General features: G+C 27.5%; 26 protein-coding genes. 2 read left to right on the top strand and 24 right to left on the bottom strand.

The features are described from left to right. Positions 1-305: 305 nt before the first annotated feature. The 21 genes from KQI30_RS13970 to KQI30_RS13870 form a co-directional block, all read right to left on the bottom strand. A complete protein-coding gene (locus KQI30_RS13970; RefSeq protein ID WP_216463963.1) occupies positions 306-1,364 on the bottom strand; it encodes a hypothetical protein in 1,059 nt (352 codons plus the stop codon). 7 nt (positions 1,365-1,371) lie between these two features. Beyond that, a complete protein-coding gene (locus KQI30_RS13965) occupies positions 1,372-2,460 on the bottom strand; it encodes a hypothetical protein (RefSeq protein WP_216463962.1) in 1,089 nt (362 codons plus the stop codon). Next, positions 2,447-3,046, bottom strand: coding sequence for a PilW family protein (locus KQI30_RS13960; RefSeq protein WP_216463961.1), 600 nt, complete (start codon positions 3,044-3,046; stop codon positions 2,447-2,449). Before KQI30_RS13960 ends, KQI30_RS13965 begins: the two co-directional genes overlap by 14 nt. Before the next feature lie 5 nt (positions 3,047-3,051). Further along, on the bottom strand, positions 3,052-3,546 hold the full coding sequence (locus KQI30_RS13955) for a PulJ/GspJ family protein (RefSeq protein WP_216463960.1): 495 nt from the start codon (positions 3,544-3,546) through the stop codon (positions 3,052-3,054). After that, entirely contained in the window at positions 3,503-4,210 is a 708-nt protein-coding gene (gene pilO / locus KQI30_RS13950) for a type 4a pilus biogenesis protein PilO (protein WP_216463959.1), read from the bottom strand. Before pilO ends, KQI30_RS13955 begins: the two co-directional genes overlap by 44 nt. Further along, positions 4,197-4,745, bottom strand: coding sequence for a PilN domain-containing protein (locus tag KQI30_RS13945; RefSeq protein WP_216463958.1), 549 nt, complete (start codon positions 4,743-4,745; stop codon positions 4,197-4,199). The genes pilO and KQI30_RS13945 overlap by 14 nt, the downstream gene beginning before the upstream one ends. 2 nt (positions 4,746-4,747) lie before the next feature. Further along, positions 4,748-5,737, bottom strand: a complete 990-nt coding sequence (gene pilM / locus KQI30_RS13940; protein WP_216463957.1) for a pilus assembly protein PilM — start codon at positions 5,735-5,737, stop codon at positions 4,748-4,750. Positions 5,738-5,749: 12 nt separating this feature from the next. Further along, complete coding sequence (locus KQI30_RS13935; protein ID WP_216463956.1) at positions 5,750-6,502, bottom strand: prepilin peptidase; 753 nt, start codon at positions 6,500-6,502, stop codon at positions 5,750-5,752. Between the two features lie 58 nt (positions 6,503-6,560). Further along, positions 6,561-6,977: a type II secretion system protein gene (locus KQI30_RS13930; RefSeq protein WP_216463955.1), complete on the bottom strand. Its 417-nt coding sequence runs from the start codon at positions 6,975-6,977 to the stop codon at positions 6,561-6,563. A 57-nt stretch (positions 6,978-7,034) separates the two neighbouring features. After that, positions 7,035-7,175, bottom strand: a complete 141-nt coding sequence (locus tag KQI30_RS13925; protein WP_216463954.1) for a hypothetical protein — start codon at positions 7,173-7,175, stop codon at positions 7,035-7,037. A gap of 123 nt (positions 7,176-7,298) precedes the next feature. Continuing rightward, complete coding sequence (locus KQI30_RS13920) at positions 7,299-7,454, bottom strand: type IV pilin protein (RefSeq protein ID WP_253287516.1); 156 nt, start codon at positions 7,452-7,454, stop codon at positions 7,299-7,301. A gap of 196 nt (positions 7,455-7,650) precedes the next feature. Next, positions 7,651-7,788, bottom strand: coding sequence for a type IV pilin protein (locus KQI30_RS13915; RefSeq protein WP_216463952.1), 138 nt, complete (start codon positions 7,786-7,788; stop codon positions 7,651-7,653). 12 nt (positions 7,789-7,800) lie between these two features. Next, positions 7,801-9,006 carry a type II secretion system F family protein gene (locus KQI30_RS13910; RefSeq protein WP_216463951.1) on the bottom strand — a complete coding sequence of 402 codons (1,206 nt, stop codon included), beginning with the start codon at positions 9,004-9,006 and terminating at the stop codon, positions 7,801-7,803. A gap of 11 nt (positions 9,007-9,017) precedes the next feature. Continuing rightward, positions 9,018-10,697 carry a GspE/PulE family protein gene (locus tag KQI30_RS13905; protein ID WP_216463950.1) on the bottom strand — a complete coding sequence of 560 codons (1,680 nt, stop codon included), beginning with the start codon at positions 10,695-10,697 and terminating at the stop codon, positions 9,018-9,020. 514 nt (positions 10,698-11,211) lie between these two features. Further along, positions 11,212-12,816, bottom strand: a complete 1,605-nt coding sequence (locus KQI30_RS13900) for a GGDEF domain-containing protein (RefSeq protein ID WP_216463949.1) — start codon at positions 12,814-12,816, stop codon at positions 11,212-11,214. Positions 12,817-12,838: 22 nt separating this feature from the next. After that, positions 12,839-13,816: a UDP-glucose 4-epimerase GalE gene (gene galE, locus KQI30_RS13895; protein ID WP_216463948.1), complete on the bottom strand. Its 978-nt coding sequence runs from the start codon at positions 13,814-13,816 to the stop codon at positions 12,839-12,841. A 107-nt stretch (positions 13,817-13,923) separates the two neighbouring features. Further along, positions 13,924-14,250: a hypothetical protein gene (locus KQI30_RS13890; protein WP_216463947.1), complete on the bottom strand. Its 327-nt coding sequence runs from the start codon at positions 14,248-14,250 to the stop codon at positions 13,924-13,926. Positions 14,251-14,535: 285 nt separating this feature from the next. Further along, positions 14,536-15,519: an RluA family pseudouridine synthase gene (locus tag KQI30_RS13885; protein ID WP_216463946.1), complete on the bottom strand. Its 984-nt coding sequence runs from the start codon at positions 15,517-15,519 to the stop codon at positions 14,536-14,538. Between the two features lie 18 nt (positions 15,520-15,537). Next, positions 15,538-16,710 (bottom strand): M20 metallopeptidase family protein, encoded by a 1,173-nt coding sequence (locus tag KQI30_RS13880; protein WP_216463945.1) that lies wholly within the window; start codon positions 16,708-16,710, stop codon positions 15,538-15,540. A gap of 13 nt (positions 16,711-16,723) precedes the next feature. Next, positions 16,724-18,709 carry a cell division protein FtsA gene (locus tag KQI30_RS13875; RefSeq protein ID WP_216463944.1) on the bottom strand — a complete coding sequence of 662 codons (1,986 nt, stop codon included), beginning with the start codon at positions 18,707-18,709 and terminating at the stop codon, positions 16,724-16,726. Positions 18,710-18,795: 86 nt separating this feature from the next. Beyond that, on the bottom strand, positions 18,796-20,610 hold the full coding sequence (locus KQI30_RS13870; RefSeq protein WP_216463943.1) for an ATP-dependent helicase: 1,815 nt from the start codon (positions 20,608-20,610) through the stop codon (positions 18,796-18,798). A 168-nt stretch (positions 20,611-20,778) separates the two neighbouring features. Between KQI30_RS13870 and KQI30_RS13865 the strand changes: the two genes are divergently transcribed. Further along, the gene (locus tag KQI30_RS13865; protein WP_216463942.1) at positions 20,779-21,153 is read left to right on the top strand and encodes an iron-sulfur cluster biosynthesis family protein; all 375 of its coding nucleotides are present in this window, start codon (positions 20,779-20,781) and stop codon (positions 21,151-21,153) included. Positions 21,154-21,203: 50 nt separating this feature from the next. On the opposite strand, the gene thiI is transcribed toward KQI30_RS13865, so the two are convergent. After that, complete coding sequence (gene thiI, locus KQI30_RS13860) at positions 21,204-22,352, bottom strand: tRNA uracil 4-sulfurtransferase ThiI (RefSeq protein WP_216463941.1); 1,149 nt, start codon at positions 22,350-22,352, stop codon at positions 21,204-21,206. After that, complete coding sequence (locus tag KQI30_RS13855) at positions 22,349-23,491, bottom strand: cysteine desulfurase family protein (RefSeq protein ID WP_216463940.1); 1,143 nt, start codon at positions 23,489-23,491, stop codon at positions 22,349-22,351. Before KQI30_RS13855 ends, thiI begins: the two co-directional genes overlap by 4 nt. A gap of 167 nt (positions 23,492-23,658) precedes the next feature. Here KQI30_RS13855 and KQI30_RS13850 point away from each other — a divergent pair, with 167 nt between their 5' ends. After that, positions 23,659-24,519: a YitT family protein gene (locus tag KQI30_RS13850; protein ID WP_216463939.1), complete on the top strand. Its 861-nt coding sequence runs from the start codon at positions 23,659-23,661 to the stop codon at positions 24,517-24,519. A 42-nt stretch (positions 24,520-24,561) separates the two neighbouring features. Here the strand turns inward: KQI30_RS13850 and KQI30_RS13845 are convergent, their stop codons facing one another. Beyond that, on the bottom strand, positions 24,562-24,945 hold the full coding sequence (locus KQI30_RS13845; protein WP_216463938.1) for a hypothetical protein: 384 nt from the start codon (positions 24,943-24,945) through the stop codon (positions 24,562-24,564). Positions 24,946-25,086: the final 141 nt, after the last annotated feature.

The following is a 25,086-nucleotide window of genomic DNA, read 5'->3' as shown; positions in this document are numbered from 1 at the left end:
ACCACCGCGAGTATTACCATACTTAATTCCAAGATCTAAACATATTTGACGACAACTTCTAATTCCTGAAATATAATCTTTTGATGCCTTGATTTTATCTTCAAAAGAATATTTATATTTTTTTCCCATAAAAAATACCTCCAAAGTAGATTTTGGTTATTTACCATGTCTACTTTAGAGGTATCATATCACTTCGTGTAACAGTTTTTTTGTAACTAATTTATTATATTTACTTAATTTTGTTATAACAAAATGTTTATATTCCTAATTGTTCATTACCTTTTAACTTTAATATAAAAACATATCTATTCCTTATTATATTCACCTATAAACTTTTGTATTTCTTCAATATTAGAATAGCTTGGTTTTGAATTTATTATAATACATATAGTTTTTAAATTTAAGTTTCCTCCTGCAATAATCATGGAATTATTTAACCTTAAATCATGAACATTTAAATTTATATTTCCAGTAACATATAAAATAGTATCCTTAAATTCATAAGATCCATCAGTTATATTAATATCTCCATTTAGTAATACAACTTTTACATCTCCAATTTTCTTTCTATATCCAATAATATCTCCTGACCCATCTTGCGAATATACTTCCAAGCTCTTATGAGCATCATCAATAAGCATATTTAAAGGACTATTCCACACCCCTTTTTTTGTTCCATTAATACCTCTGATTGCCACTTTACTATATTCTGCTTTGTACCCATTAACAAAATCATCAGTATAATAATTGTTATTTATATTAATATACGATTTGTTATTTAAGTCTGTTTCTAAAGATTCAACATACCAAATATCAGGAGGAACTTTAGAAGGATTAGTTCCATTAGTTGTTGAAATTGTTATTGAAGGTACTTCATTACCAAGCACAGAAAAAATATTCATTTTACCCACTAAAGAAGATATATCATATTTGTTATTAAGATTTAAATATACATTTTGCATTTCCTTCATTGAAACACCTTTCTTATTAGTAACTATTGAAACTAATTTATACATAGATTTATCTTTATCTAATGTTGCAGTAACTGAATACTGATACTTATCATTTCCCACTATTTCTTTAACTTTTTCGTCAAAAACATATTTCTCTTGTAGTTTATCGATATCTTTTATCTTATTAATCTCAGTTATAAGTTCTGATCTTCCAATATTTAATCCAGATTTGCTTGCAAATCTTAAGTCATTATTCGTATTATATTTTTGATTATATGTATTTGTTTTAGTTAGTGTCATCATCAAGCCTCCCAAGATAAAAATTAAGGCTATAGATATAACTAAAACCATCAACATAGAAGATCCTTTTTTCTTCTTGAACCATTTTAGCACCTTTTTTCCTCCATTCATTTCTCCTTTACCTTGTATAACGTATCAAAAACTCTTTTATCTTATCTTTGTTGCTAAAATTTGGATTGTTTTTAATCGTAAGCGAATATGAATCTATTACTAATTCTTGCCCTGCAACGATCATTGAATTATCCATTATCAGATGTACAGTTCCAATTGTAAGTTTACCAGCTACATAAATTAGTGTATCTTTAAATTCTGCTGTATCTCCAACGATATCATAATTTCCATTTATAGCTAAAACTTTTGTTCCATCTGCTAACTTCGCGCTATATCCAATAATCTTGTCATTCTGCTCTCTATCTCTTATATATTCCATTTCTCCATTTTCTTTAAATGGCAATTGTTCTTGTTGTAAGTCAATTCTATTTTTATTGAAATAAGTTTTCCTAACCCCAGTATTTTCAATGTAGGTAATACCATCAAATGCATTAACATTAGTACCTACAATTGTATTTTTAGGTATACGAACATTAATTCTACTATTTAAATCTACAGTACTAGATTGCATATACCATACATCTGTAGGTACTAATGAATCATAAGGTGAAAAATCATCATCTTTTCCTCTTTCAATTATCTTAACAGTTAACTTAGCTTCTCTACCTAATAAACATAGAGCTTTACCTTTATCAACTATAGGTGATATCCCTTCTCCAATATTCATATTTATTTGAATCTTTTGAATATCCCTACTAACATTTCCCTCCTTATCAGTTGCTGTAGCTTCTAAACTATATACACCACTTTTCTGATCTAAGATAGCAACCGCTGTATATTTGACTCCATCTTCATTGCCTATTACTTCATTGACCTTCTTTGTAAAATCATACTTTTCTGGCAACTCACTTAAATAAATGACATCACCATTTTCTTCTTGTAAAGACTTTAACAATTGTGATTTTGCAATATTAAGAGAAGATTCTGCCGATAACTTCAAATTATCATCTTCATTATATTTATTATTTAATTGCATAGTTTTTACAAAATTATTCATTAGTGCTGAAGCCATAATAAGAAATGCAGAAAACAAAACTAAAATCATCATCATAGCTGAGCCCTTTTTATTTCTATAATTTACATTATGACATCTCAAATTGAATTTCCTCATTCTTTCTTAAATTTACAAGTAAATAATACTTTTCTCTATTCGCTTTCCCTTCCTTAACTCCATAAAAGTTAATACTAAGCATTTGCTTATCACTTCTCTCAGTGGTGATCTTTTTAACACTTTCTATCTTTGTATCCTTAGTAATACTTTTAATTACAAATCCTCCACTAGTTCCAATTACATCTTCAGAAGATAATTTTGATGTATCATCAACTAATTTAAACTCTACACGTTCTAAAGCTGTATTTTCTCCTTTGTAAAAATAAATAACTTTATTCTTATCTTCATCTTTAGGTATTATTGCAATAACAGGCTCAATTATTCCATCTTCTCCTTCAATTTTAGCAACTTTTCCTTCATTATATACAATGACTTTGCTATCTTCTTTTTCTATTAAGTTATCAATATCCATTGAAATAGATCTTATATTATCCTCAATGATTCCATAGTCTCTATTTTTATATGCTGATTTATAGCTTTGCAAAAATAAAGTAGATACCATAAGAGAGAAAATTGTGAATATTGCCATGGCAGCTATTAATTCTACTAATGTAAAACCTTTTTTTCTCATTTTTCTCACCTGCTTATATAAATTTTCTTCTCCACTCCGTCTCCGTGACTATCCGTTACAGTTGCCTTAACAACATATATATTTTCTTCCTTTAAAGATACTGTTATTACCGCTGTATAAGCAGTTCCGTCTGTTCCAGTATAAGTTCCTAATATCTTTTTTTCTAATTCATCCATATTATCAAATTTTATAGTTACATCTTTACCTACAAAATAGTTAAATCGACTATTTTCAATTGTTTCACTATCAGTACCATCTCCACGTTTGACATCAAAAATATCCATTATTGCTTTTACATAATTTATATTTTCCAGCCTTCTATTAGACTTATTTTCCATCTTTGATGATGATGTCAACATCTGACCTATTGATAAAGATAATATTAGAAATATAGCTAATGCAGCCATAATCTCTACCAAGGTAAATCCATTTTTCCTTTTAATTACATATGTATTTTTATTCCACGCTTGGACTTTTCTCAAACTCTGATATCTTATCATTACTTGATATCTCCTCATTCCCATTAGTATTATAAAAATTAATTTGCATATTTAATGTCCAACTATCACTTGATTTTTGCATACTTACAGATTCAATATCTGATATTCTTTCATAATTCTCCATATCTCTTATAAAGTTACGAATATTTCCTTCTCCACCAATTATAGATATTGAAAATGTACTTGTACTAAGATTTAACTTAGCAGCATCTACACCTGATGTAGTTGTATTATTACTATCACTACTTTCTGAAAAAGATTCAACATTATTACTACTATCCTTGCCATCTTGTGATATAGAAATAGATTTAATAGATAAAGAATTATTCGCTGCTATCTTCTTTATATCTTCAAAAAGTTGTCTTGTATTCTCTTTTTCTGGTAACTTTTTTAATGCTTTGTCATAATCTGCCTGCAAATCTGCCATCTTATTGTTCATATCTTTATTTTTTTGTTCATATAACCTATAATTATCACTTTCACCTTCTAGGTATGATAATTTTTCTTTATTATAAGAAAAATTCGACATACTTGGTATAAGAATAAACTTAAAGGATAATATTATTATTATTATTATTGATGTTGCACATAAAATAATTTTATCCTTATCACCTAAATTTTTAAAATAACTTGAAAGTCCCTGTTTCTTATTATTTTTCTCCATCTTTAGAACTCACCTCTATTTCTACGGAAGCTTTGTAACCATCAGTACTCTCAGAACTGATAGAACTAACATTTATTGACTTGAAAAATTTTTCATCCTCTACATTTTTCATAAACTTAGTTATATTATCATAATCCTTTGATGAATAACTAAGAGTTATATTTTCACTACCTTTAATACTATATGATTCTATAGAACCACCTTCAGGTACACATCTTGTAAGTTCTGTTAAAATATCGCTAGTTTCTGTTTTTGATTTCTTAATATTATCAATTTGTGTTATAAAATTAGACATTTTTGTTGTTTCAGCTGTTAACTTCTTATTTTCTTTTATAACACTATCATATTTGTTAGCGCTAATTTCCATAACTTTGATTTTAGCTATAATAAAAAGATTTATTCCTAATGAAGCTGCAGAAATTAATACTATAATTAATACAACTGTAGTGAAAGTTTTCTTTAACTTTTTATCTAATACATTAACTTTTAAAGACTTATTTATAACCTCAGGATTTAAATTTAACTGCTTTATCATATTTAATCCCTCCTTAAGAACATACCATAAGCGCCAATATACTTATGAAAACCGTCTTTTATCTTTATTCTTACACCAATATCTTCTGTTTTTCTAACAAGTAAACATTCTGTTCCAAAATAACTTTCCATATACTTTATTAAATTATCTATTAAAATGAAATCTGAAATGATAATTATTCTACTTAGTTTCTTATCTCTTTTTCCACTATTATAGAACTGTATTGTCTTAGCTATTATATTTAATGCATTATCTAAATTAGTCTTTACTTTTGGATATTTATAAAATATATCTTCTAATTTTTCTCCTAAAATATATCCTTCTTTAGCACCAAATTCTACATCTTTTGTGAGGTTATCAGTACCAAATATAAGTGTTCTTTCAATTTTCAACATGCCTTCTTCCATAATAAAAAAGTTAGAACTTCTTGCTCCAAAGTTAAAAACACCTACATCTTCTACTTCTTTAGCTATTGGTCCATTTTTTATTACTCTTGCCATACTGTTTGATAAAATATCTATTGTATCAACATCCATATTAAGTATAGAAACTATATCCATAAATCTATCCATTTTTTCTCTTGGAACTGCTACTAATAATAACCTATATACTTGATTTTTTTTATCTTGTTGATACTTATCTAAAATTTCATAATCAGTATAATACCTGTCCATTTCAGGTATAAATTGACTCAATTCATATTGAATTGCTTCCATTAAAAGTTTTTCCTTCATTACAGGAACTTCAATATATCTAGTTATTATATCTGAACCTTGAATAATAAAAGATATATCTTTTTCTCTAATTCTATTTCTATTTAACCACTTTCCTAATGCAGAAATAACTTCCTTTTGACAGAATAAATTTTCTTTATTACGTATTTGATCTTCATGAACTGTAATTGTTCCATAGTCACTTATACTATTTTTGCTTCCCACAATTACATGCGCATAAGTATTTCCTAATTCAACAGATACTTGTTTTTTAGCCACAATTTCTTCCCCCTAAAACATACTAATAGATAAATACCAATTAAAAATATTTTCACCAAATAATATGGCAATATAAGTCCCTAATGCTATATAAGGTACAAAAGCTATATGCTTTTTTCTATATCCTTTTATATAAATAATTGCAGATACAATTCCTCCAAAAATTATGGATAAAAATAGACTAACTACTATTACCTTAGGTGATACATATAGAGAAATAAGGATAAATATTTCTAAATCTCCTGTCCCCATCCCCTCAAATTTTCTTGTTAATAATATTATTAACCCTAAAACTACTAACGGAATGATTATACTTAATAATATACTTGTAATATTTTTAGACATAAAAATTTCTATTATTGCAAATAATATTCCTCCTATTATACCTACTAAAGACACAGAAAAAAACACATATTGAGTCTTTAAATCTATAACTGCAGATATAATTAATATAGACATAAGAAATATGTATTTAATAAACTCTATACCAAAACCAAATCTTAAATATATAGTAGTAAAAACTATCCCTGTTAAAAGCTCAATTAAAGGATATTGTATTGATATTTTTTCTTTGCAATATCTACACTTCCCTTTTAAAAAAATCCAACTTAATATAGGAATTAGATCTAAAGCTTTTAACTTGGTATTACATTTTCCACAATGTGATGGAGGATAAGCAATGCTTTCATCTTCCGGTATTCTATATATACATACATTAAAAAAACTTCCTAATATTGTTCCTAATATAAATACAAAAAAAGACATATTTCCTCCTTTTGAAATAAGGCTGTCATTATGACAGCCTATATTTGTTATTTAAATATTAATTAGTTACAATTGTCCCCTTAAAACTCTTAAAAGTTCCATTAGTATTTAACTCAATGTTTTTCAAAGCATCTGAATCTTGGTTAATTGATCTTGCAGTCTTTACATCCATAGAACCAAGTTTGTTAATATCTTTTTGTGAAAGGTCATCTTTTAACTTACCAGTTGAACTATTGGCAAGATCACTAATTAAATCATCTTTACAAATTTGCTCTGATGCTGTTGCATTATATATTTCTACTGCTCCAATTACAGTTCTAACTTGTGATACAATAGCAACTTTTTTACTTCTTTCTATATATCCTGATACTGTTGGCACCAATACAACTGCTAGTATTGCTATTATTGCTACAACTGCCATAAGTTCTACTAATGTAAAACCTTTTTTCTTTCGCTTTTTAGTAAAGTTATTCATTCTACTTCCCCCTAATATTTTTTTATATCTATATAAAGCAAATTGCTTATATACTTCTTATTTGTTATAACCTGTTAAAGTATATTCATTTTTAGTTTTTTCCCCGTTATATGTAGAAAATATCCCCTTGTCGTCTACTTCAATATTCTTTAACGCATCTTGGTCTTTAACTATAGCCATAGCCTGTTTAACTGACATGTTTCCTAACTTATCAATATCTCTAACTCTTCATCATTATCGCTATCTATTAAATCTTTTACTATACAGCACTCTGCATCTTCTTCTATATAATAAGCTCCAGTGCCTAAAGCATTACTATTTTTAACAGCATTTACTGCAATCCTTGTTTGTGAAATAACAGCAGTTTTTTGCTCTTTTTATATATCCTGATACTGTCGGAACTAATACTACAGCTAATATAGCTATAATTGCCACTACAGCCATAAGTTCAACTAACGTAAATCCTCTTTTTTTCATTTTCGCCCCAAAAACTTTAATACTTATATTGGAAATTCTACATTCCTGTAGAATATTAATCCTAATCATTTTCATCTGATGCGATTTTTCTTATACTACAAAGGTCAAAATTATAAATTTCTTCTTGTCTAACAATTTAGCATCATTTACTTTTAAATAATTCAATTTTTACTATATATAAGTTCTAAAAAACAATCTACATTGATAAGAAACTTATGTTAGAATTAGCTACATATGCTCTTACATCTGGAACTACAACAAGGGCTAAAATAGCTATTATAGATATAACACACATAACTTCAACTAAAGTTACCCCACTTTTTTTCTTTTGCATAGATTATACCTCCTAACCAACTGATCCCATTGATTGAAACATCGGTAATACCAAAGCTACTACAACTAAACCAACAACAAGAGCCAGTCCTATTATTACTACTGGTTCAATAAGTGAAGTAAACTTCTTTATAGCAAAATCTGATTCACTATCATAAAAATCTGATATTTGATCTAATATACTATCGATATTTCCACTTTCCTCACCTATCTTCATCATTTGAGTAAGTAACGATGGAAATACTTCTTTTGCCTCTAACGCTTCTCCTACGCTTGAACCTACATTTACAAGTTTCTTACATTCCTGTAATAATCGCTTTGTATATTCATTTCCAATAGATTCAGAAACAATGTCTATTGATTCTATTATTCCCATACCACCTTTAAGTAATATTGAAAAAGTTCTTGCAAATCTTGCAGTTGTAACTTGTTGAGTTATTGCTCCAAGTCTTTTTGAATTCATCAAAAATTTGTCTCTTTCGTAAATATAGTTTTCATTTTTATCTAAAACATATTTTTTAAAAATGATAATACCTACTACAAGAATTGTTAATATAATAACATTATTTCTACAAAAATCACTTATTCCAATTACTATTCTTGTTATTAGTGGTACTTGTCCTCCTGACGAAGTTATTGTTTCAACAAAAGTAGGCACAACAAATGTTATAAGCCCCATTGTTATTAATGCTCCAAATACTACTAATACCTTTGGATAGCTCAGTGCTGATTTTATTTTTAACTTTTGCTGATGTTGTTTGTCATAATAAATCGACATATCTTTTATTATTTCATCAAGATAACCCGTTGATTCTCCTACTGATACCATAGAAGCAAACATATTTGGTATTTCTTCTTTTTCTTTTAAAACATCCGACATATTTCTTCCTTTTTGTATTTCTTCTATAAGTTCATCTATTACAGCTTTTAATCTCTTATTTTCTATATTTACATTAATTATTTCTAAAGACCTAATCACAGGAATCCCTGCTGACAACGTGAAATATAGTTCTTTACAAAACATTGATAAGTCTTTAAAAGGTATTTCTTTAAACTTATCAAAACTTAAGTTATTAGCTGCTACTTCTTCTTCCACTTTTATAAGAAAAAAGTTTTTTTCTCTTAGGTTCTTCTGTAATTGTTCCCTAGTATCTACTTCTAATTTGCCTTTTATTACAATTCCATCTACATTTTTAGCTTCATAATTAAATACTGGCACCTATCTCCCTCCTATTCATTAAGCATTGTAACTCTCATAAGTTCATCAATTGTTGATTTTCCTGCTAATACAGCCTTAGCTGCAGACCTATGTAAGGTATTCATACCATTTCTAACTGCTACTCTTCGTATCTCTTCTGTATTACCATCATTGTAAATTACATCTTTTATATCTGCATCGATATCCATTATTTCATAAATACCCATTCTTCCTCTATACCCAGTATCATTACATCTACTACAACCTGTACCCTTATAAAGAATAACTCTTTTATCTGGTAAACCAAGTATAGATTTTTCATAGTCCGATGCTAAATATCCTTGCTTACAATTAGGACAAATTTTTCTTACAAGTCTTTGTGCTATTATCCCTTTAACAGCTGTGGCAACAAGATAAGGTTGTATTCCCATATCTTGAAGTCTCATTACAGATGATGGCGCATCATTAGTATGGATAGTACTTAAAACTAAATGTCCTGTTATCGCAGCTCTAATAGCTATTTCCGCTGTTTCTCCATCTCTAATTTCCCCAATCATAACAACATCAGGGTCTTGTCTTAATATAGATCTAAGACCACTAGCAAATGTTAATCCAGCCTTTGCATTAACATTAACTTGCGTTATGCCATCCATGGCATACTCAACAGGATCTTCAACTGTTACTATATTTACAGATTCTTTATTTAAATCTCTCATTAATGAATATAGTGTAGTTGTTTTACCACTTCCTGTTGGACCTGTTACTAAAACTATTCCATATGGATTATTAATTATCTTATTAATCCTTTCTAAGTCTTCACCTTCAAGTCCTAATTGATCTTTCTCAACCATATATGCACTTCTATCAAGTATTCTTATTACTACTTTTTCACCATGAACAGCAGGCAATACAGACACACGAAGGTCAACATCAACGCCATCAACTTTAGTTAATATTTTTCCATCCTGAGGTATTCTTTTTTCCGCAATATCCATATCTGATAATATTTTTATTCTTGTTATCATCGCTGCTAATGGTTCTCTTGATGATTCGAATTGCTTCTTTAACTGACCATCTATTCTATATCTAACAACTACTCTGTTTTCAAATGGTTCAATATGTATATCACTGGCTTTACTTCTAACTGCATTAGCAATAATAGTATCTATCAATTTAACAGTAGGAGCATTTTCTGTGTTATCAATTTGTTCTGCAATATATTCTTCTTTTTCTTTTTCTTCTGAATTAGCTTTAAGATGTTCTGCAGTCTTTTCCATATAACTTTCAGAATAATATTTATTTATCATCTGCTTTATTTCGCCTTCACTTGAAAGGGCTATTTTTATCGGATATCCAGAAGCAATTGATAAATCTTCTTCCGCCAGAATATTAAGTGGATCATTCATTATCACTACCAATTCACCATTTTCAATAGCTATTGGAAAAGCATTATATTTTTTCGCCAAAAATTCTGGAATTAAATCTACAACTTCCTTGTCCACCTTAATCATATCTATATAAACTCTATTCAGTCCAAGCTGTAATTCCAATACTCCTAAAAGGTCACTTTCACTTATAATTCCACTCTGTATAAAAATCTCTCCAAGTTTTTTTCCTGTGGCCTTTTGCACTTCTAACGCTTCTAATAACTCTGATTCGGTTATGTAATTATATTCTAATAATAAATCACCAATTCTTTTTTTTCTTGCCATAGTACCACCTCAAATATTTTCAATTGAGTTTTTACATTTATTTCTTTTATTTTTCTTTTTATACATTATTCTTTTATATTCTTATTTCTTTCTATATATTACTTTTAAAAATTTAATATATTGTCTTTTTTTTATAATCATATAATTAATTATAATCACTTAAAATATAACTTTCAATACTTTTAAATCGAATTTTGTAATTATTTTGTTTTTGTAATTATTTTTTTACATTTAGTTAAAATCAATTAATTTTACAATAAAATACTTGTAATTTATTCATTTTAGCATTATATTTTTTTCTATCTTTCTACATAAATCTACATTTTATTTTTATCACAATTTAATACCTATATCTTTGATATTTATTAGTTTTTTTATCTTTTTCCATATAATTCTTCATAATCCGTGTTATTGAATTTATTTTTCTTATAATAAAAATATTTGAAATTACTCTAAAAAAAAATAAGAATCATATTTTAAAAAAATATGATTCTTATTAGAAATCTCAAAATTTTTAATGCATAATACTTTTTTGTTCTTTCTTTCGCGCATACATTTTATTATCTACATATTTAAATAGATCATTCATCGTTTTATTAAGTTCCCTATTATATTTTCCACAACCATAAGCTATAGAAATTTTATTAGTATTAACATTATACTCAAATCTCTTTATAATCTTCTCCATCTCAATATCAGTTATATCTTCTAATATAACTACAAACTCATCTCCACCAATCCTGAATATCTCACCCTTTTCACCAAAAGTAGCTTTTATTATCTTTGCTACTTTAATTATAAGTTCATCCCCTTTTTGATGACCTAAAGTATCATTAGTAACTTTTAAGTTATTTATATCAAATATAACTAAATATATATTAGAAGTTACATTTAATCTTGTATCTAATTCTTCTAATTTTATTTGAAAACATGTTCTATTTTCTGTACCAGTCATAGTATCTATATATGCCAATTCCTTTAAAGCTTCAATTTTTATACTTTCTTTATATAACTTTGATAAAATATTTAATAAATCAATAAATAGAAATGTTATTAATGCAAAAACGCCTATCTTTGTATAAAAAAATTTCCCTTCTGTTCTGCATATATTATAATTAACTATATCTATAATTCCACATAAAATAACCACTATATATGCTATTGATGTAAACTTAATTTTATTTTTTCTAATTATGTACTCTTTACATAATAAAATAATAGCAAGCGTTGCCGCTACTATACCTATAATATGCGCCATAAATAAAGATTTTTTTAAATCTAAAATGTTTAATAATTGCAAAATAATTATCAATACAAATGCTGCACATTGACAAATAACTAAAAAGTCATACCTAAAAGAAATATATTCTTTCAAATCCCCAATTACTATCATTATAAATGTTATTGGGATAAACGCTACTAATAGCAATTTTATACAGTATATAGTAAATTGTTTATCTGTTATCATCTGCAACAACGAAGCATCCGATAATGTCCATATAGATACACCTGTGCATAATATTGCAATATATACTATACTTTTCTTATATTGTCGCACCAAATGAGATGCAAAATATAATATAAAAAATGAAATTCCCATTATAAAACATGTACTAGATAGAAAAACACTAAAAATATTCTCCTTAAGAATATTTAATACAATACTACTTCTAGTACCAATAAAAATTTTATTACTTTTAAAAATCTCAAATTGACTATACGGGTCTTCTAAAACTATTCTTAGTTCTTTACCCTTATAATCCTTTGGAAGAGTAACAATATTCCATAAGTCTCCTGGTGTATCACCAATGGGAATATTGTTATATCCATATCGATATATCAATTCATCATCAAGATAAACCTTAATCTTCTCCTGGTATGTTCTAAAACCAACAGTATCCACATAACCATATTTATCAAATAGAACATTTGAGGAAATAATTCTTTCTCCTTCATTAGTATTCTCTTTATGCCAAAGATTTTCTAACTCTATAGGTTTATCTATTTTAAATATATATCCTTGATTGGGGAAAACATATAAAGTGAAAATTATAAATAAAATAAATATAATCATTACAAATAAATAACTTATATCTACTATCTTATCTCTAATTTTCATAACGTTTCCCCCTTTACTTTAATTAGTATCTCTTATTTTGTTCCCAATTCCATGCATCTTTTATCATTATATTTATATCTTCAAATTGTGGCTTCCACCCTAATATTTCTCTAGCCTTTGTACTTGATGCAATCAATTTAGCAGGATCCCCCGCTCTTCTTTCTGTCACTTCAAGTGGTATTTCATGTCCAGTAACCTTTCTTGCAGCTTCAATCATCTCATATACTGTAAATCCTTCTCCACTTCCTAAATTGAACACATCACTTTCTGCTCCCTTAAAAAGATACTCAATAGCTTTAATGTGTGCATCTACTAAATCAACAACATGAATATAATCACGAATACATGTACCATCTTTTGTATCATAATCATTTCCATACACATTAATTTTTTCTCTTCTTCCTGATGCTACTTGTAATATTATCGGAATTAAGTGCGTTTCCGGATTGTGAGCTTCACCTATTTTTCCAGATGGATGTGCTCCAGCAACATTAAAATAACGTAAGCATACATAATTTAATCCATGTGCCTTATTATACCACCTTATCATCTTTTCCATAGATAATTTAGTTTCCCCATATACATTCGTTGGATTTGTATCATCAGTTTCTAATATAGGAATAGTTTTTGGTTCTCCATATGTTGCTGCAGTAGATGAAAACACTATATTTTTAACACCAGAATCAATAATAGCTTTTAATAAGCTATTTGTTTTACCTACGTTATTTTCATAATATTTATATGGGTTCTCCATACTCTCACCAACTAGTGAAAATGCTGCAAAATGAATAACTCCATCTATTTCTTCTTCCTTTAATATGTTAGATATAAATTTATAATCCCCTATATCACCTTGATAAAATTTGGCTTTTTCATGTACAGCTTCTCTATGTCCTGTTGAAAGGTTGTCTACAACTACAACATCATAACCTCTTTCTATTAATAAATATGTTGCATGTGAACCTATGTATCCTGCTCCACCTGTTACTAAGATTTTCATATTCTATTCATCTCCCTATCTCCTTCATATTATAAAAATATGATTATATTGTTCACAAAAGTTTAGTTTAAAATAACCAATATAATCATATTAAAAACTACCTAACTTTACAACTTATATATTATATTAATTAATATATATATTTGTATAAATCCAAAAAATATAATAAAAAATCTTCTATAAAGTCTTAATCTTTTTTTATATCCTTCCATCGTTATGTCAATATTCATTTCAGCCATAGTAGTAATTAAATATATAACAATAATTATTGCTGGTATAAAAAATATTACCTCTTCTTTGATACCTGTACGAAGTATACTACCACAGCCATTCCAACTTAATGGTACTATATCAGGCATAAAGAAACTAAATATAATACTGATGCCTACTATTATTAATATAAAAATTAAATCAATCCTCTTTCTATCAATCATAGTATTCTCCTATATTCAATTATTTAAATTATACCATTTATGAATATATTTTCAAACTGTTTAATATATATATATTGTACTTAAAGTGACCGCCACTTTTAGTGTTTATTTAAATCTATATGAAAGCCTCTATAAGTTGCACCTTGTAGAGGTCTTTGTATAAATTATATTATTATGCACAAGTATTTTTGAGTCACATAAATATAATATGCTTTTACAATTATAATGCTAATCAATATTGCCCTCATCAACAAATTTTTATTTATCAATGAGGGCAATATAAACTTAATTAAATCTTAAAACATCTTTCTTTATTTTCTTAAAAATAGGCGGTAAAGTTTCAACTATTGTTTTATTTTCTAAATAACTCAAAGTATCATCTAAATTGTTAAATATAAGCTTATATGCATACAAATATTGAAATTTCAATGCATACTTATTATCAAAATATGAATTTAACTTTCTATCACCATACTTAGGATCTCCAATTATAGGGTTACCAAGCTCCGCTAGATGCGCTCTAAGTTGATGACTTCTTCCAGTTATTAAATTGATATCTAATAATGAATAAGCTCCTACAGTTTCTAACACCTTAACATCCATAGCAATTTTCTTTCTATCTTTTCCTGGTTCCTTATATACCTTAGAAATATTATTTTCTTCATTCTTTTTTATATAAGCTTCATGTAAACCTTCAGCTATTTTTCCTTTAACTAAAGCGATATAATATTTTCTCACATTATTCTCTCTTATAATTTTATTTATACCCTTAAGTCCTTCATAGCTTTTTCCAAATACTACTATTCCTGAAGTATTTCTATCTAATCTATTACATGGTGCTGGAGTAAAAGTTATTTCATTTTCTGGCTTATAATCCCCTTTTTCATTTAAATATGAAAGTACATAATCAGTTAGGGTTGCTTCACCATCTTTACTATCTTGGTGAACTAAAACTCCTGGCCACTTTTCTACCACAAGTATATTTTTATCTTCATAGGTTATTTTTAATGAGCTAGAATCAACTGAGGTAAATCTTTTTACCTTTTCTTCCTTTAATTCTTTTAACCCATCAATTCTAACATACTTATTAAGTTCTACTACATCTCCATCTTGAAGAATATAATTTTCTTGTGACTTCTCACCATTAACTCTAATATCTTTTTTTCTTATATGTTTATATATTCCATTTAAAGGTATATTTTTAAGATATTTTTTTAAAAACTTATCTAAACGTTGACCACTTTCATTACTACTTATGTTTATTATCATTTATTATGCTCCTATTTCTTAATTATTTAAAAAATTTAATGCAGCCTCACATTGAATTGCTACTCCTATTGGTAATGCATCTTCATCAATATCAAATCTAGTACTGTGAGCTGGATAAATTATTCCTTTTTCTTCATTTCTTGTTCCTAGAAAATAAAATGCTGATGGTCTCTCATTTGAGAAATATGCAAAAGATTCTACCCCCATACTTGGTGCCTTTAGCATAGATATATTTTCTTTTCCTATTACTTTTTCAGCACTTTCTTTTATAATATCTACCATATTATCATTATTATAAAGGCATGGATAGCTCTCTTCTATTGTTATTTCAGCTTTACCTCTCATTGACTTTACTATTCCATCTACTACTTCAACTAATCTCTTTTTAACATATTCCCTATGTTCTGCTTTTACAGTTCTTATTATTCCTCCTAAAGAAACTTCTTCAGGAATTATATTTTGTGATGTTCCTCCATGGAAATAACCTACTGTTATAAGACCAGCATCAGTTGGTGGAAGTTCTCTACTTACTATTGTTTGAATAGCATTTACAACTGTTGTTCCTATAACTATAGGATCAATAGTTGATTCAGGATGTGCTCCATGACCACCTTGCCCTTTTATAACTATTTTATATGGATTTGATGCTGCATTGAAAACATCATATTTTATTCCTATCTTACCACAAGGAATATCTTCACTTACATGAAGACCAATTATAGCATCAACATTCGGATTATCTAAAGCACCTTCTTTAATCATTACTGTTGCACCACCAGTAGTTTCCTCTGCTGGCTCAAATAACATTCTTACAGTTCCTTTAAATTTGTCCTTATGTTTATTTAATAATTTTGCAACACCTAGTGCAATTGTCATATGAGCATCATGACCACAAGCATGCATCATACCTTCCTTAGTAGACTTATAATCGCAACTTTTGTTATCACATAGTGGTAATGCATCCATATCGGCTCTTATACCAATAGTTTTCCCCTCTTCTCTTCCTCTGATTGTAGCACATACTCCAGTTTCTGCTACATCGAAGTATTCTATACCTTCATTATCTAAAAACTCTTTTATTTTCTTAGATGTATTATATAATTTAAAATCCAATTCAGGATTCATGTGAAAGTATCTTCTTTTTTGTATTAACTCATCTTTAATTTCTAATGCTTCATCATAAAAATTCATTTGAAAGCTCCTCCTATTGAAATTTTAATTCTATAATATCCCCTTCATGCAATGGAGAATAAAATGATGCTTTCTCATTATTTAATATTAACATAAGCATACCTTTATTCTCTGTAAGGTCAAAATTTATTTTATCAAATATATCTACAAATACATATGATTCTTTTCCGGATAAAATCACCTTTTCATCATTTACAGTAACAGTAATATTATTTTCTCCAGTCTTTACTTCTGTTTTTTCATTGAAAGTTTTAACTTCTTCTGTTTCCAACTTATCTTCTTTTAGTTCACTATAAATTTTGTCACCTTCATTTATTACATAATCATTTGATAGAATTTCTTCATTTAGATAAAAATCTTTTAGTTCACCATCATTAATATAGTAATCTTTAAAATCTCCTAAAGTTTTAGGATATATTATTTCAATTTTATCTTCATCTTTTATTAACGCATCAACATCACTTCTATTACCATTTATATAAACCCTCGGTTCAAGATATTGTATTTCATCGTTATAATAAAATGAAGTACTTTCAAGTATAGTATATTCTTTAACTGTAGGCTTTGCACTTTCTCCATTAGTTGCAAATTGAATATTAACCTTATCTCCTTCAACAATTTCTGAATCTAGTGTAGCCTCTTTTCCATTTATCGTTATAACAGCACTTTTTCCCATTGAACCAAAAGCAACTTTATTTCTTCCATTCAAAGTAAATCTAACATTATTACCTTTCTTTGATATTATATCCTTTGGATCAATACCACTAGCCAAAATTACATCCATAACTTTATGATTATTATAATTAAATAGCGATACTACCTTATCATTAATTGAAATATCTATAAAGTCTCCACCTATTCTTTTTATAGCTTCTTGTGCAATACCTAAAACTGTAACACCAGTACTACCTAATGATAAATCTTTAACCTCACAACTTTCAATATTGCTTCTATCCTTTATAACTACCCTTTTATCTGAAAGATTAAGTTTTTCTTGCATGTACTCTTTAAGAAGTGGCGTATGAGCCCCACCACCTACTAAAAACATGGCATTTGGACTTTTACCACCATTTAATTCTAAAATTTTATTGCATATCTCATCTGCCAACTCATTTACTTTTGGAGAAATTAGCTTTAAGATTTCATCTTTTTCAACTTCACCTTCAAAACCTAAAACGTCAGTGAACACTATTTTATCATCTACAAATATTTTTCTCTTCATTTTCTCTGCAGTATTAAAATCTACAAGATATTCTTTTGCAATAGCTTCTGTTATTTCATCTCCAGCTTTTGCAATCATTCCATAAGCATAAATAGTTCCATCTTTTGATATGGCAATATCTGATGTACCTGCTCCTATGTCTACAAGACCTATATTTAACATTCTTAAATTACTAGGTATTACAACTTCCATAGCTGCTATAGGTTCCAATGTTAAGTTAGAAACTGTTAGTCCAACTTTTTTCATTACAGCATAAAGAGAATCTACTACAGATCTTGGTAAAAATGTTGCTATCACTTCAACAGAAATATTATCTCCTTTATGACCTTCTAAGTTTGAAATTACATATCCATTAAGATAATAATTTTTGACAGAATAGCCAACGCAATATAGAACATTGTCAGAATTCTCATTAGCCATTTCTTCTGCTTTTTTAATTGTTGTAAGTTCTAATCCTCTTATCTGATCTTTATCTATATCTTTATATTTTTCACAATTAATCTCATGGCTAACTTCGACAGTTTTTAAGAATCTTCCTGCTGCAGCTATCGATACATTCTTTAGAGTAATATTAGATTTTTCTTCTAACTGATCCTTAATCTTTCCCACTAGTTTTGCTACAAGGTCAATATCATGAATTTGCCCATCAACCATTGCTCTTTCTTCATGTTCCATTAAAACTTCATGAGATACAATAAATTTTTTATCTTGTATATATCCCACCGTACCTATTACTTTCCTTGTTCCAATATCCAAAGCAAATATATAATCACTCATATTAAAATCATCCTTCGCATAAATATAACAATTATATTAATTATATAGCAAAAAATATATAATTAATAGTTATTTTTCACTATAGTTTAGGTTACTAATAATCCACTTTCTTTTATGAATCTTGAGGCATCCATAAAAGTCCCCCTTACAAACTTACAAGAATAAATATACAAATTATCTATAGCCCTTGTAACCGCTACGTAATACAATCTTCTCTCTTCTTCTATATCTTCATTATTACAATGAGGTAAGTTATCTTCATTAACGTTAATAAGAAAAACATTTTTAAATTCCATACCTTTAACACCATGAATAGTTGAAAGTATAACAGCATCTTTGTTTTCAACTTTACTATTTTCTAGAGTTTCAGTATATTCTTTTACATATGCTAATAAATTAATTATTGTCTTATGTTCTGAAGCTATTTCTTGAAATTCTCTAACTATCTCCAATAAATCATCAATATTTACCTTATACTTAATTGAATATTCTTTTAAATAATCCATATAGCCTAAATCATTTAAAATTGTAGCAATAGCATAAGATAATGATTTAGTATTTAAATACTGAATATCAATTTTAAGATCTATTATCTTTTTTTCTTGATATGGTGGTAAATCGTTTCTAGCAAGGTAATTTTCAAATACATCACCTATTTCTAATCCTTTTATTTTTTCAAGTGAACTTCTACTTACATATCTAAATGGCTTATTAATTATTCTAAAAAAGCTTTCTACATCATTATTATTTATAGATAATGATAAATAAGCTAAAATATCTTTACATATAAAATGATCAAAAAAGTTATATGCTCTATCAAGATATCTAAATGGTATATCATTTCTTATTAAGTTATCAACTATTATTCTACTTTCTTCATTAGTCCTATATATTACTGCAAAATCACTAAATAATAAATCTCTATTTTCATTTTTTATTTGTTTTATTTTACTTGTAATATCTTTTCCTTCAATATCTTCTTTATCTGCAATAATATATTTTACTACACCACTATCTTCTCTATAGCTCTGTATTTTTTTATCATTTCTACTTTCATTGTACTTTATTACATTCTTAGATAAATCCACCACCGATTTAGCACATCTATAGTTTTTTTCTAGATATATCTTTTCACCACTTTCAAAAAAATCACTGAACCTCACCATCGGCTCAGGATATGCACCTCTAAAAGAATATATACATTGATCTTCATCTCCTACAGCATATATATAGTTTTCCTTATTTATAAGCTGTAAAAATTCTATTTGGTTTTCATCACAATCTTGAAACTCATCTACTAAAATGTATTTAAACAACTTTCTATATGATTTTAATAACATTTCATTATTATATAAAAGATCCAAAGTTCTAATCTGTAAATCTTCAAAGTCATATAATCCTGCTGAATTTTTAAATTCTTCATATTCATTATATATTTTTAGAAAAATCTCATTATCTATTGATGTTCTAAAACTATCTTTACTATTTCTTTTAGATTTGTATGTGCCTATAGCATTAATTATTTCTTTGATCTTATCTTCACCAACATCTTTTAAATATGTATAAAGACCTTTCTTGACTATTTTATATGTATCATTAGTAGAAATCATTTTTATTTCTTCTTTCCTACTTAAGATTTTATAAAATAAGCCATGAAATGTTCCAAAAAACGGTGTCTTAACCTTTTTTGTTTCTTCTTTATATCTCCTTTTCATAGAAACTGCCGCATTCTTAGTAAATGTAAGTATTATTATATTATTTTCACTTATACCTTTTTCTTCAATCAAATGCTGCACTCTTTTTAAAATTACTGTTGTTTTTCCAGCGCCAGGGGCAGCAACAACCAAGGCATTGCAATCCTTAAAATTTATTGCATCAATTTGATTTTTATCTAAATTCATTTATTATCTCCTAATAACATATTACTTTAGTATTATATTATAAAATTATACCCATTTTAAGTTTTATATAAATCTTTTTACACAATTTAATTTTAACATTTAACAATGATTTGCAAATATAATATACTTATGCTACACTTTCAACATAAAATATTATAGGAGTTTACTATGAGTTTAAATTTTATAATAAATGATTCTGCTATAGCAGAACTTAAAAAACTATTAAATAATAATCCTGAATATAAATATATTAGATTATCTTCAGAAAAAGCCTGCCACTCCAAATATATTGCTAGTATCACTCTTGATTATAACAAAAGTGATTCTAATGATATTTATGTAGATTATTACGGTATATCTGTTGTTTATGATAAAAATATTACTGCATATTTTAAAGATATCACCGTTATCTTTGAAGAAAATACTTTCAAAATTAAATCTACTGCTATAAATAATGGCTGCTCTTCTTGCGGCTGTAAAAAAGGTTGTTCTTCTTGCCCTTCTTCAAAGAATGGTAGTTGTGGCGGCTGTAAAAATCATTAGATAAAAAGGAGCTAGAAGCACAAAAATATTGTACGACAGCTCCTTTTTTATTATAATGAAATAATTTCTACTCCCTCTATTGCCTTATCTACTAATGATTCAATATCAAGAGCTTCTTCTGATGCTTCTATATGCTTTAGTACTGGTCTTGTTTTTGGATGCTTTGGAACAAAAATTGTACAACAATCTTCATATGGTAATATTGAAGTATCATATGTTCCTATTTCTCTAGATATCTCAATTATATCTTCTTTATCCATAGAAATAAGTGGTCTAAATGCAGGTCTATCTGAAACATTATCTGTAACTACAAGACTTTCCATAGTTTGTGATGCTACTTGCCCTATACTTTCACCAGTTGTAACAGATTCAAAGTTTTCACTGTCAGCGATTTTACATGCAACCCTCATCATAAATCTTCTCATGATTATTGTTAATTCATCTTCTCTACACTTTTTCATTATTTCCATTTGAATTTCAGTAAATGGAACTACAAATAATTTCATTTCACCAGTATAATTTTTAAGAATTCTAGCAAGTTCTACAACTTTTTCTTTAGCTCTTTCTGAAGTATATGGGTGTGAATGATAATATACTGCTGATACCTTAACTCCTCTTCTAGCCATAAGATATCCCGCAACTGGAGAGTCTATTCCTCCTGAAAGCATAAGAACAGTACCACCATTTGTACCATATGGCATTCCTCCTACAGCTTTCACTTTTTTAGAATATACATAGGCTGCCTTCTTTCTTACTTCTACATAAATCTTATTATCAGGCTCTCTAACATCAACAGAAAGATTTGAAGTATTTTGTAATATTTGTGATCCTACATATCTGCTAAGTTCCATAGAATTCATTGGAAATTCTTTATTTGCTCTATTACTTTCTACTTTAAATGTTCCACCATTTAATTCTTTAGCACATAAAATTGCTGCATTACAAATAGCCTCTAGTTGAACTTCACATTCATCTACTATACAAATTTCTTTTACACCAAAAACTTTACTTACCTTTTCTACAAGTAATTCTATATCTTCAGAATATATAAATGTTCTTCCGTCATCTCTTATGAATTCATAAGGTACATCTTTTAAAACTTTTTTTATATTCTCCATAAGCTTTTGTTCAAACTTATTTCTATTTAATCCTTTTAAAAAAATCTCTGATGCGTATTTTACTAAAATTAATTTTCTCATCTTTTTATTCTCCTTAAAAATGTTAATGACTGTTTTAATACTTCTATTACTTTATCAATTTCCTCTATTTTATTATCTTCTGAAAATGAAAATCTTATAGCACCTTCAATATATTTATTGTTTAACTTCATTGCCTTTAGAACATAGCTTCCACTTCTTACTGAAAGTTTTGATGTACAAGCTGATCCTGTAGCAACATATATATCTTCTTCTTCTAAAAGATGCAATAATACTTCAGCTCTAATTCCTTCAAAAGATACATTAAGAATATATGGTGAAAATATATCTTCTAATGGACTATTTATGTATACACCATCTATCTCAGTTAATCTATTAATCATATACTCTTTTAACTTTAATACATAGTTAAAGTTATTTTCTCTAGCACTACTTACAATTTCAGCTGCTTTCTCCATACCAATAACACCAGCTATATTTTCAGTACCAGCTCTTAAACCTTTTTCTTGATTTCCTCCTTTAATAATAGAATTCAAGTTTAATCCAGATTTTATATAACAAAATCCAATTCCATTTGGTCCATGTATCTTATGCCCTGATGCAGTAAGAAAATCCACATCCATATCTTTTACATCAATGGCAATCTTACCAAAACTTTGTACAGCATCTACATGAAATTTAGCTCTCTTGCTACAACCCCTTATTACTTTTGCTATATTTTTAATATCTTGAATTGAACCAACTTCATTATTAACATGCATGATAGAAACTAAAACAGTATCTTTACATATTGCATTAGTTAATTGCTCTATTGAAATTTGCCCCTTATTGTCTACATCAAGATAAGTAACTTTCACTCCGTATCTTTCCAACTCCTCTGAAACCTTCAGTACTGAATGATGCTCAAATTTAGTTGTTATTAAATGATTGTCTGGTTTTAATAATCCTTTTAATACAAGGTTGTTCCCTTCACTTCCACCAGATGTAAAAAACACTTCATTTTTATTGCAATTTATTATCTTTGAAATTGTCTCTCTACTTTCATTTAATCTTTTTTCGCATTTTACACCCATCTTATGAATTGATGATGGATTAGCAAAATACTCTTTCATTCCATTTGCTACCTCACTAATTACCTGTTCATAAGGTCTAGTAGTAGATGCATTATCTAAATAAATCATATCCTTACTCCTTTTTGTATTTCCTATAGGTTTTCTGGGTTATCATGAAAAACTTATCTATTAATATATAATAACAGAAATCTAATATATATTAAAGTTATATTCATAACCTTAAACAACTTCGTACATAATAATGATATATATTATTTTAGGAGCTGTTAGTAAAAGTGAAATTTTTTAATCATGATAATTTTAAGCAAATACTTTTTATATTTTTAGGATGTACCATTAATTCTTTAGCAATAAACCTATTTTTAGTTAATGCCAACCTATTGAGTGGAGGTGTTTCTGGTATATCATTAATTATTCAGTATTTAACTTCGATTCCTGCTGGATATACTACATTAATCTTAAATATACCACTTTTAATATTAAGTTACTTTAAAATTAATAAGTCTTTTACCTTCTATACTATTATAGGTACATTAAGTTGTGTTATTACATTACTCCTTACAGCAAATATGCAAAAATTCATAACACTTAAAGATCCTTTACTTTTATCTATATATGGTGGCGTACTTCAAGGAATCGGTATAGGACTGGTTTTTGTATATAATGGATCTACTGGCGGACTAGATATAATAACTGCTTTAATAAAAAAACATAAAGAAGATACCAATATTGGTACTGTTTCATTTCTGTTAAATGGAATTATTGTTCTTATTGGCTGCTTTATTTTTGGTATTTCAGCAGCATTATACACTCTTTTACTTATGTACATAAGCAGTTTTACTTTAGATAAAACTATTCAAATATTTAATAGAAAAAGACTTGTATTTATAATTTCAGATAAGGAACCAGAAGTAACTAGACGTATCATGGATAAGGTTCAAAGGGGTGTAACTCTTCTTTATGGCGAAGGTGCCTATACAAAAGAAAAACGTAATATTATATATACCATTGTTGAAGTTTCACAATTACCAGCTGTAAAACAAATAGTTCGAACAGAAGATATAAATGCTTTTATCACTGTACTAGATGTGAGTGATGTAGAAGGGTTAGGATTTAAAAAGAACTTACAACTATAACAAATTAGCCATCAGAGTTATATCTTCTCTGATGGCTATATATTACATCGTTTTAAAAAATTCTAATAAAATTTTTTCTTCTAAGTCAGAAAAAGTGTACTCATTTAAATTTTTCTCCTTAATCCAACTAAATTCGTTAATATCAGCACTGCATACTATTTGCTCTTTTAACTTACCAGAAAAAACAATATTTTTATTTTCCCCTTCTTCATATACCTTGAAAGGAAGTAAATCAAAAATATTACATTTTAAGTCTTTTCCTACAGACTTTGTTATGTACTTTTCTGGATCCTGCTTCTCAGTTATGTCTTTGTTTAAAATAGTCCAAACCTTTGGTTCAAACTTTTTGCTTTTTCCCTTTTGTACTATTAATACATTTTTGAAATCATCATAAATAATAATAGAACTCTTTATTTTTTTACCCATTTTGTATCCCCCTTTAATAAACAGATAGTGTAAAATTTATTTACACTTCTTTCTTTAAAAATCTTTATATATCAAGGTTTTAGAAGTTTTTTTGCATAAAAAAACAACGACCCCCTGATTTCTATGTTAAAATTGAATCTA

This window comes from Clostridium bornimense, assembly GCF_018917145.1.
GTDB classification, from domain to species: domain Bacteria; phylum Bacillota; class Clostridia; order Clostridiales; family Clostridiaceae; genus Clostridium_AN; species Clostridium_AN bornimense_A.
The sequence above is the reverse complement of the archived record's forward strand: the minus strand, read 5'-3'. Positions and strand labels throughout refer to the sequence as shown.